Source organism: Hungatella sp. (genome assembly GCF_046966825.1).
On the sequence record NZ_JBKVCZ010000191.1, the window covers coordinates 1 to 9,780 of the forward strand.

13 protein-coding genes and 3 pseudogenes are annotated in these 9,780 nt (G+C 44.3%); 11 read left to right on the forward strand and 5 right to left on the reverse strand.

Going from position 1 to position 9,780, the window contains the following annotated elements; translation table 11 throughout:
- Window positions 1-515, forward strand: a pseudogene (locus tag ACLTD4_RS31235) (glycerate kinase); the annotation flags it as partial.
- Window positions 516-583: 68 nt separating this feature from the next.
- Here the strand turns inward: ACLTD4_RS31235 and ACLTD4_RS31240 are convergent.
- Window positions 584-1,647, reverse strand: a pseudogene (locus ACLTD4_RS31240) (putative ABC transporter permease).
- A 177-nt stretch (window positions 1,648-1,824) separates the two neighbouring features.
- Here ACLTD4_RS31240 and ACLTD4_RS31245 point away from each other — a divergent pair.
- Complete coding sequence (locus tag ACLTD4_RS31245; protein WP_006778600.1) at window positions 1,825-3,378, forward strand: ABC-F family ATP-binding cassette domain-containing protein; 1,554 nt, start codon at window positions 1,825-1,827, stop codon at window positions 3,376-3,378.
- A gap of 426 nt (window positions 3,379-3,804) precedes the next feature.
- On the opposite strand, the gene ACLTD4_RS31250 is transcribed toward ACLTD4_RS31245, so the two are convergent.
- The 4 genes from ACLTD4_RS31250 to ACLTD4_RS31265 form a co-directional block, all read right to left on the reverse strand.
- A complete protein-coding gene (locus ACLTD4_RS31250; protein WP_412331845.1) occupies window positions 3,805-4,293 on the reverse strand; it encodes a hypothetical protein in 489 nt (162 codons plus the stop codon).
- Window positions 4,294-4,460: 167 nt separating this feature from the next.
- Window positions 4,461-4,622: a hypothetical protein gene (locus ACLTD4_RS31255; RefSeq protein WP_412331846.1), complete on the reverse strand. Its 162-nt coding sequence runs from the start codon at window positions 4,620-4,622 to the stop codon at window positions 4,461-4,463.
- Window positions 4,623-4,697: 75 nt separating this feature from the next.
- Window positions 4,698-5,738, reverse strand: coding sequence for an ImmA/IrrE family metallo-endopeptidase (locus ACLTD4_RS31260; protein WP_412331847.1), 1,041 nt, complete (start codon window positions 5,736-5,738; stop codon window positions 4,698-4,700).
- Window positions 5,716-6,084 carry a helix-turn-helix domain-containing protein gene (locus tag ACLTD4_RS31265; protein ID WP_412331848.1) on the reverse strand — a complete coding sequence of 123 codons (369 nt, stop codon included), beginning with the start codon at window positions 6,082-6,084 and terminating at the stop codon, window positions 5,716-5,718. Before ACLTD4_RS31265 ends, ACLTD4_RS31260 begins: the two co-directional genes overlap by 23 nt.
- Window positions 6,085-6,214: 130 nt before the next feature.
- Here ACLTD4_RS31265 and ACLTD4_RS31270 point away from each other — a divergent pair, with 130 nt between their 5' ends.
- From ACLTD4_RS31270 to ACLTD4_RS31310, 9 genes and pseudogenes are all read left to right on the forward strand, one after another.
- On the forward strand, window positions 6,215-6,415 hold the full coding sequence (locus ACLTD4_RS31270; protein WP_412331849.1) for a DUF739 domain-containing protein: 201 nt from the start codon (window positions 6,215-6,217) through the stop codon (window positions 6,413-6,415).
- A 30-nt stretch (window positions 6,416-6,445) separates the two neighbouring features.
- Window positions 6,446-6,829, forward strand: a pseudogene (locus ACLTD4_RS31275) (Bro-N domain-containing protein); the annotation flags it as partial.
- A gap of 89 nt (window positions 6,830-6,918) precedes the next feature.
- On the forward strand, window positions 6,919-7,206 hold the full coding sequence (locus ACLTD4_RS31280; RefSeq protein ID WP_412331850.1) for an ORF6C domain-containing protein: 288 nt from the start codon (window positions 6,919-6,921) through the stop codon (window positions 7,204-7,206).
- A gap of 17 nt (window positions 7,207-7,223) precedes the next feature.
- Window positions 7,224-7,514, forward strand: coding sequence for a hypothetical protein (locus ACLTD4_RS31285; protein WP_412331851.1), 291 nt, complete (start codon window positions 7,224-7,226; stop codon window positions 7,512-7,514).
- 52 nt (window positions 7,515-7,566) lie between these two features.
- Window positions 7,567-7,728 (forward strand): hypothetical protein, encoded by a 162-nt coding sequence (locus ACLTD4_RS31290; protein ID WP_412331852.1) that lies wholly within the window; start codon window positions 7,567-7,569, stop codon window positions 7,726-7,728.
- Between the two features lie 488 nt (window positions 7,729-8,216).
- Window positions 8,217-8,498 carry a hypothetical protein gene (locus ACLTD4_RS31295; protein WP_412331853.1) on the forward strand — a complete coding sequence of 94 codons (282 nt, stop codon included), beginning with the start codon at window positions 8,217-8,219 and terminating at the stop codon, window positions 8,496-8,498.
- Complete coding sequence (locus ACLTD4_RS31300; RefSeq protein ID WP_412331854.1) at window positions 8,495-8,680, forward strand: hypothetical protein; 186 nt, start codon at window positions 8,495-8,497, stop codon at window positions 8,678-8,680. The genes ACLTD4_RS31295 and ACLTD4_RS31300 overlap by 4 nt, the downstream gene beginning before the upstream one ends.
- Window positions 8,673-9,074 carry a hypothetical protein gene (locus tag ACLTD4_RS31305; protein WP_412331855.1) on the forward strand — a complete coding sequence of 134 codons (402 nt, stop codon included), beginning with the start codon at window positions 8,673-8,675 and terminating at the stop codon, window positions 9,072-9,074. Before ACLTD4_RS31300 ends, ACLTD4_RS31305 begins: the two co-directional genes overlap by 8 nt.
- Before the next feature lie 188 nt (window positions 9,075-9,262).
- The coding region (locus ACLTD4_RS31310; RefSeq protein WP_412331856.1) for an AAA family ATPase at window positions 9,263-9,780 on the forward strand (518 nt) is incomplete at its 3' end.

Below are 9,780 nucleotides of genomic sequence, written 5' to 3' on the forward strand. Positions count from 1 at the left end.
CAAAAGGGGGGAACGCCGGAGATTCTGGATGAACTGGAAGCCGGATGAAGAATTACGCCGAGGTGGTGTTGAAAACTACGGGGACTGATGTGGATAACATTGCCGGAGCGGGCGCTGCCGGTGGATTGGGAGCCGCTCTGTGCGTGTTCCTGAACGCCACGCTGAAATCGGGAATCGAGACGGTTCTGGACCTGATGGACTTTGACGGGCTGCTGGATGGCGTGGATGCGGTCATCACCGGCGAAGGACGGATTGACTGGCAGTCCGCCTTTGGCAAGGTGCCCTGCGGCGTGGGGATGCGGTGCAAAAACCGGCAGATTCCGGCTGTGGCCATCGTCGGAGGTATGGGGGACGGCGCGGACCAGATTTATGAGCATGGGGTGAACAGCATTATGACGACCATCAATGGGGCGATGGAACTGGATGAGGCCCTTGAGAGAGCGGAAGAGCTGTATGCCGATGCGGCGGAGCGGACGTTCCGGTTACTGAAAGCGGGAATGATGATAGCAAAATAAACTTCCTATCAAAGACGGGCGGGGAATCAATGACTCATTGATTCCCCGCCCAAAACTTTTTCTCAACGCTATTTCTTTAAGTTATTGACAGATTCTTTAAACTCCTTCAAAGCCTCCGCGAACTTGCTGGAAGACGATGACGGGTTGCCGCGCAGAAGGCTCTTCCGGTAGAAGGACATCTGGTGGGAGAGGCGCTGGCGGTTCTCGGTCAGAGACTTGATGCGGTCGGACAGGGCGTCCTCCCGCTCGCTGCGCTCCCGGAATTTCTGGGCCGCCTCGGCTACGCGGAGCGTGGTCTCTTCTTTCATATCAGCCATACGCTGATAGGTTTCTTCCTTCATATCGGCCACTCTCTGGGCCGTCTCCTCCTTCATGTCAGCTACCCGCGACACGGCGCCGGAGAGGGAGTCGGATATCTTCTGTGCGGTGCCTTCCAGGGAGTCGGTGATATCCTCCAGGGAGAAGCCCACCCGCTGTGCGGTATCTCCCAGAGAAACGCTTACCCGCGAAGCCGCGTCGTCCCGGAGCTCGGCCACCCGCTGGACCCCCCTTCGGAGAGCCAGTGCCTGCATTCCTCCAGCTCGTTCTTCATCTTTGTCATGGCCTCCAGAGCACGGCCCAAATCCAGGGCTTCCTTGGTGGACTTGACAGAGTCGGAGACGAACAGCACGCTGACAATGCCGATAAATGTAAACTCCACGATGGGATTTAAATCCAGAACCATGTTGGCGATGGGCTTGTGAATGACATCGGTCAGAAAAATAGTCAGGAACCCCCAGGCGATGGAGGAACTGAGACAGATATAACCGTGGAGGTTAAAGGGCTGGTTGCTGTAATCCCAGTATTTCATCTTGAACAGCCGTTCCATCACATAACCGGTGGCGTATTCCAACAGTGTGGCGGCTATCACGCCTGCCAGGTACACCAGGAAAAGATTGTCCTTGACCGGCAGGGAAAACCAGAGCATCATCACGGCCCCGGTTCCATAGAGCGGCAGCATGGGAAGACGCAGGAACCCCCGGTTCACAAAACGCCGGGATTTTAATGACACATAGGTGGACTCAAAAATCCACCCGAAAAAACAGTAAATATAGAAAAATGTTATCCAGTGATACCATGGATATGTATACATAAAAGCCTCCTGTGTGATATGTTCTTGTACTATCATAAACATTTTAATGGCCCTTGGCAATAAACAAAATAGGAAAAATGTCGTATTTCCGGGGTGGAAACCGCCTTTTTGCTTGCCAGACCTGCATTTCTCATGTAGAATAGGGGATGATTTTATAACAAAACAGGAGCTGCCAGAATGAGCATATTAAACGTAGAACATTTGAGCCACGGTTTCGGAGACCGTGCTATCTTTCAGGATGTATCCTTCCGCCTGCTGAAAGGGGAACACATTGGTCTAATCGGGGCCAACGGAGAGGGAAAGTCCACATTTATGAATATTATTACCGACAAGCTGATGCCTGACGAGGGCAAGGTGGAGTGGGCGAAGAACGTGCGGGTGGGGTATCTGGACCAGCATACGGTGTTAGAGAAGGGTATGAGCATCCGGGACGTGCTGAAGAGTGCATTTACCTATCTGTTTGATATGGAAGAGAAGATGAACCATATCTGCGACCATATGGGGGAAGCCTCCGAGGAGGAAATGAACCAGATGATGGAGGAACTGGGGACCATTCAGGACCTTCTGATGGCCCATGATTTCTACATCATTGACTCCAAGGTGGAGGAAGTGGGACGGGCCCTTGGCCTGGATGAAATCGGCCTCGACAAGGATGTGACGGATTTGAGTGGCGGGCAGAGGACGAAGGTGCTGCTTGGAAAACTGCTGTTGGAAAAGCCGGACATTCTGCTTCTGGACGAGCCGACCAACTATCTGGATGTCCAGCATATTGAGTGGCTGAAGCGTTATCTCCAGGAGTATGAAAACGCGTTTATTCTCATTTCCCATGATATTCCGTTTTTGAACAGCGTGGTGAATCTGATTTATCATATGGAGAACCAGCGGCTTGACCGGTATGTGGGGGATTACGACAAGTTCCAGGAGGTCTATGCGGTGAAGAAGGCCCAGCTGGAGGCCGCCTACAAGCGCCAGCAGCAGGAGATTGCGGAGCTGGAGGACTTTGTGGCGAGGAACAAGGCCAGAGTGTCCACCAGAAATATGGCCATGTCCAGGCAGAAGAAGCTGGACAAGATGGATGTCATCGAGCTGGCCAGAGAGAAACCGAAGCCGGAGTTCCACTTTATGGAGGCCCGTGCCGCGGGGAAATATATATTTGAAACCCATGATTTGGTGATTGGCTATGACGAGCCGCTGTCCCGCCCGCTGAATCTGGCGATGGAGCGGGGAGAGAAGATTGTGCTGAAGGGCGCCAACGGTATCGGAAAAACCACGCTTCTAAAGAGCATCCTGGGGCTGACACCGGCGCTGGAGGGAAGTGTGGAGCTTGGCGATTATCTCTATATCGGATATTTCGAGCAGGAGATGGCGCCGGGCAATACCACCACCTGTATTGAGGAAATCTGGAAGGAGTTTCCCTCCTACACCCAGTATCAGGTCCGCTCTGCCCTTGCTAAATGCGGACTTACCACCAAGCACATCGAGAGCCAGGTTCGTGTCCTGAGTGGCGGCGAGCAGGCAAAGGTGAGATTATGTAAACTAATTAACCGGGAGACCAACGTCCTCCTTCTGGACGAGCCCACCAACCATCTGGATGTGGAAGCCAAAGAGGAGCTGCGGCGCGCCCTTCAGGTATACAAAGGCAGCATCCTCCTCATCTGCCACGAGCCCGAATTCTATGAGGGACTGGCGACGAAGGTGTGGGACTGCAGCGAGTGGTCGCTGAAGATTTAAACGCTGATTAAAATCCATACAACAATAAAGAGGATATGCCAGGGTTACTGGATATCCTCTTTATCATAGGGAATGGTAGGTATATAATATTAGGAAAATTGGTTTAGGGGGGCCGGACGGTTTGCACCGTCCGGTATGAGTATGAAAAAGCTTTCTTTCTCGTAATCACTTTTGTGATTGTCTTAATGATACCATGTAATTGTGTGCATTTTGTGGACGTTCCATAAATTAAAAATAAAATTCATTAGGAATTTATGAAACGGAGATAAACAACCTGTATATCACCCCTAAACAGCAAAAAGGCACTCCCCATAAGGGAATGCCTTTCATGCTGACAAGAATTACAAGATGGGCGGCGTATCCATCATCTCAGGTACTCTTGCGAGTGTGTCGGGAGCCTTTCCTACCTTTGCAATCAAAAATGCTCTATGATTGGTCAAATTGATTAATAAGCGCCATTTCCTGATCTGTGGGTGTGCGACCAGACTTTTTGATCATTCGGAGCAGACGTCCACGCATGTTTTCAGCATGTGCGCCATATAACAATGCATCCGTACATACAGCAACGGCTTCTTCGTAACGACCGTGTTTTTCGTAAAACATAGCTAAACGTTTAAAAGCAGGGGCGTTTGGAGGAGAATCTTCTCCATAAGAATTTTCTATGGTAGCCATCTGCTTATACAGAACTATATTTTCAGAACATAATTTAACAAAGTTTTCGCCGCGTTTTCCACCATAGTCCTTTAGATTGTACATTATTGACCATTGTTCTTCGATTTTATCTAATTGTGGAAAATATTTATCAGTAATAGCAATGTGCTTTTTATCAGACCAGGCGGTATCAGTCCACCGTCCTTTTACGGAGTCGCTATATTCCCGCTGTTGCGGCTTGAATAGAAAATTTAATAATCCCATAGATACACCTCGATTCTATATCTTTTTCATAATTACCAAGTTCGGTATAAAATACACTACATAGTTATCAACATTCTGGAATGTACCGTATTTATTCCGGTAGAAAACCAGACATTCTTCCAACACTTCCTCTGTCACTTCCAAAAATTCAGCAATCTCATTTCAACTCACAGCCTCACAAGGAGGCTGACAAGATTATTTTCGTTTGTTTTCACGAATTCCGCAAACTGGCGGATTTCATCTAATTCGGATTCTGTATAGTCATCGCCATCGAAGTAAGCAGCGAGAGTGACAGAATCTTTGATGTACGATATTTGGCCGTCTACCAATTTTTCAGCATCCAAGCCCAACTCTCGTGTGATTTTTTAGAACGTTTGTAATATTAACGGTGGGTGGTGAATTCACTAATTGAAAGGAAGTTCTTCATCTGGACCAAAAGGAATATCATCAGGAAGAAGAGTTTGGGCATCGTTCCTATAATTCCAAGATTTTAAAATATTAAAAGTATAAAAAGTAGATGATGCACCACATACTGGACAGTATCTTGCGTTAGAAGGAAGAACTTCACAATGGGAACAATTATCATTGGAACAATAGTTTACAAGTTGCACTCCACAAATTTGACAATATTGCCCTTCAATGTTGGTTTCTTCATTATGACATATTGGACATTCTTTTAATTTTCCGGTTTCATAAGTGTCTAATTTGGTATACTTCATATTTCCATCTCCCCATTGTATTGTTTTGGTGCCGCATATAGGACAGTATTTTCCAGAACGTTGAATCATACTAGCACCACAAGTTTTACAGTGTTTTTTATAAATAAAATTGTAATAAAAACGGAATAAAGATTTATCATATGTTACGTTTTCTTGCATATTTTTTTTCCAATCGAGGTAAGCCCTGAAACGGTGTTCCGCAGCATTGTTGGATATTCTACAAAGATTTTTAAGTTGCATAACAGTTGATACTTTAAATGCAAATAGAACAACGTGTGGAACGAGAATCAATTGAGCAAAATAATTTGCTTCTTCTTCAAGATAATTGTATATACTAGAAGATAAGCCATCACGAAAAAGCTTATGATGTTTACAAAGTTTATGGTGTTCTAATACAATGTGACCTAATTCATGAGCAAGATTCCATCGAACTCTGTTTGAATTTACGATTGTATAATCTAAATCGTTGTAGTAAATACAATATCGATTGCGGGTACTGTCCCAGACAACATAAGAATCACGAGTTTCTGCATCGACAATCATTTCCTCATAAGTTATATTAAACTTTTTTATTTGGCTTCTGTAGGTAATTAGCTTAATATTAGGAATATTACGAATAATGTTGCCAATTTTAACCGGTACACAAGGTTCCCCATATTTATTAAGAACAGAAAGTACAAGTGTTTTAATTTCCGATCTACGATTATTCGATATTTCCAGAGTCATCTTCCTCCCAATTATAATCATCAAAGTTTGCCTTTAAAATATTCATTAATTTTACCTTTTCCTTAGAAGACATCTTACTTCGCTCACGTTGAATAATTGTCAAATCGATGTCTTGGTCAGGCTTTGAGGGAAAAGTTGAATCAGAACTGCCCCATCCCATTAAATATGCGGGAGAAACATTCCCCACCTGTGCGGCGGCTTCGATCTTGTCAGAAGGAATGTTTGTGATAATATTGTTTTCATATTTGTAAAGAGTTTGTTTAGATACATTAATTTTATCAGCAAAATCAACTTGACTCATGTTAAGCTTAATACGAAGTTCTTTGATTCGTTCTCCAACAGTCATTCGCGTATCCTCCTTTTGAAAGTAACTTAATAATAGCACAAAAATGTTATAAATGCAACAAAAAATATCTTGACAAGTTACTAAAATGTGCTATACTAAAAGTAACTTTTAAAGATACGGAGGTGAAAATATGATTAAAACAGATGAATTGAGGGGGATAATCGCTAAAAATAAATTATCTCAGACAGATGTTGCTAAAATGATAGGTGTGACACCAAAAACATTTTATGAAAAGATGAAAAATGGTGTATTTGGAAGCGATGAAATTCAAATTATGATTGATAAATTACATATAGAAGATCCAATGCCTATTTTTTTTGCACGTGAGTAACTTTTAAAGATACTAATAAGGAGATGACACATGAACGAAATTCAAATTTTTAACTCAACAGAGTTCGGCAATATCCGAACGGTAACTATTGACAACGAACCGTGGCTTTCCGGAAAAGATGTTGCGAAAGCATTGGGCTATAAGAATACAAAAGATGCAGTTCTCACACATGTGGATGAGGAAGACAGAAGAATTATTCAAAGGTCGGAAATCGCGACCTTTGAAAATCACATTCCGAAAGATGTGTTTCCAGTAAATTTTGTAAGCGCCGATATTCCAAACAGAGGAATGACCATCATCAACGAATCTGGTCTGTATGCATTAATCCTTGGAAGCAAGCTGGAATCCGCAAAGCGATTCAAACACTGGGTGACATCTGAGGTGCTTCCGACAATTCGCAAAACCGGTGGCTACCAGAAGCAGCTCAGCCCTGCAGAAATGATGAGAATACAGCTTGGAATGATCGATGATCACGAGAGCAGGATCGAGAATCTGGAAATAATATGACAATCGACTACGGACAGCAGCAGATTCTTGGAGAGGCAGTGAACCATACAGTGATCTCAATTCTTGGTGGAAAAGAGAGTAACGCATATAAGGAAATTTCCAAGAAAGTATTTGCGGAATGTAATCGGGATCTGAAAAATTATTTTCAGGTAAACGCCAGAAACAATGTTCCGAAGAAAAGATTTGAAGAAGCATTACAGTACGCCAAAAGTTGGAAACCGTGTACAAATACACAGCTGAAGATCGAAAATGCGAATGCACAGATGAATCTTCCAGTGCAGTAACCGTGACAGGAGGGTTTATGTATCAGGATATAGGAGAGGAAGCAATCGCAAAACATGTATATGACCGCTTTCCGGATCTGAGTAGTTACATCAACATGCATGGTTTACGAAAGCTGGCAAGAAGAGCATTATCCAGAGGATATGAGGAAGATCTTATTATATATGGTCTGGATACAGTTATCAAGAAAAATTACAAACGCAAGGAATATCACGGAGATGACGCGTTAGATGAAAGGCGCTTCATATTAGATGCTGAATTTCGCGCCATTATGAAAGGTGAAGACGAAACCAAGATTTTGTGGTGCTGATTGTAGCAACTAATCAATACCATACATACCATACCACAGGGAGGTGGTACCCATGAATGAACTGACCTGTGAAGCAAGGTTCATTATTGATGGCCAGATGTATTCCATGGAGCAAATCGGAGAGCAGAGGGCTATGGAACTGATCAGACAAAAGGTTGATCAGGCGATGGAGGGAATCGGGTTTGAAAAGACATACAAGGAGAAGACCGCCTGAGGGCGGGGAAAGGAGGACAAGCTTATGGAAGCAAAAGAATTTGAAAATCTATTCGTTATGCGAAGAACAGTCAGTCGTCAGAGACTCTGGAGCTGACAATAAAGACATTGCTTTTGTGCCACCGGAATGATGGCAACACTTCCGGAAGATGAACCGACGCTGCCACAGCACAAGAAACTGGTTGATCTGTAGTGAACAAGGAAGAAAGTTAAAAACAGCAATAATCCTGACAGAAAAAGAGTTCCAGGAATATCTGCAGGAGGAAAGAGAGACAATTGATGTGCTTTTGGGAAAAGGCAGCCGAGCAGATAAGTATATGCGTTTGATCGTAGAGCACTCTGCGGTTCACCGATGGCTTATACAAGAGAGCAGCTTAGAAGGCTCGTTGCCCTGGCGGATGAATAAAATAAGTGCCGTTAGGCTGCCACCCATTCGGCACTTGCAAAATTTAACCACTTTATTATACAGAAAGTTGAGAAGAAAAGCAAATGATTAAAATAGAAGGTAAAGGAAACATCGTAAAAGCGGAAATTATGGGAGATGAGGTCACTGTTTTGTCGGAGCTGACTTACGCAGTAAAACATATTCATAGAGAAATCGAAAAAGTCAGAGGAAAAAAAGTGGCAGATAAAGAGATGGAAGATGTATTTAAACTGGCGATTATGAGTGAAGAGGAACTTGACAAGGAAGATGAAGCGAAAAAACAGCTTTTGAAAGAAGGTATGCGGAAGTTTCTCGATGACTTATTTACTCCGGGAGGTAACAAATGAGTACAGGAGAATTAATAGGAACAATCGCATCCATTTTTGGATTATTTACCTGCCATTCGGCCTTACCGGCGCTGATCTGGCTGGTATTGGTGACGATTTTCTCTATCCGGTTCGAGAAAGCACTGGATCGGATGGAATGCGGAAAAGATGAATACAAGTGTCTGGAGGATGAAGATGAGTAAAGAAAGAATGGTCCAGGTGACCAAGGATGAATATAAGGACCTGATCCGTGATCAGCACACGGTGGAGCTACTGACAGGATATGTCCAGGAGCAGAGCTGGATAATTGATTCAACAATCTGTCTGCTTCTGGGTATCCAGAAATCGGAGTGTGAACTGCCGCCAGGATGGGATCCAGAACCGGAGTCGGAGACGGTAACTGCAGATATTCCGCTTCCTGTTCCAGCAATGGAAGAAGCTGAGGAGGAAAAGCAACCCCGCAGAGCCCGAGAAGAAATCGGGCAGAAAGAAAATAGACTGAAAAGTAATAGCTGCATCGGGCTGGCTGGTCGAATAAGAAGATCGCGGACGAGATGGCGTGCAGGCTTCGGTCTCGACGATTTGAAGGAGGAGTGAAATGGAGAACAGACGGTAGCAGAAATGTGTATCCAGATCATTAATGCAGCAATCGCCGATTTGCAAACCACAAGGTTATTCCATCACGGATTCAGAAAATCCAGGATGGTGCTTGGAATCTGTGGGACGAAAAAGCAGCACTGCAGGTGAGGATACCTATTATTTTAAAACAAAGGAGGAAAAAGCAGATGAGTAAAGTGATTTGTATCGCAGGAGAGTCCGGATCGGGGAAGACCACTTCCATGAGAAATCTGGATCCAGAGACAACAATGTATATCGACTGTGACAAGAAAGGGTTGTCCTGGAAAGGATGGAGAAATCAGTACAATGGAGAGAAAAAGAACTACCTGAAAACTGATTTTCCACAGGTTGCATTACAGGCCCTTAAAAAGATCGATAAGGAAGAGCAGTACAAGCATATCCGTGTAGTGGTAGTAGATACCATCAATGGATTAATGATTGCGGATGAGATGCGCCGGTGCAAAGAGAAGGGCTATGACAAATGGCAGGATCTGGCACAGAGCATCTATGACCTGATCGACTATGCATTGACCATGCGGGATGATGTGACGATCATCTTTGTAGCACATACCCAGACCGATCACGATGATAACGGTTATATGTTTACCAGGATCAAGACTTCTGGAAGAAAGCTGGACAAGATCACGTTGGAGAGCAAATTTTCCACGGTACTTTTGAGCAAGTG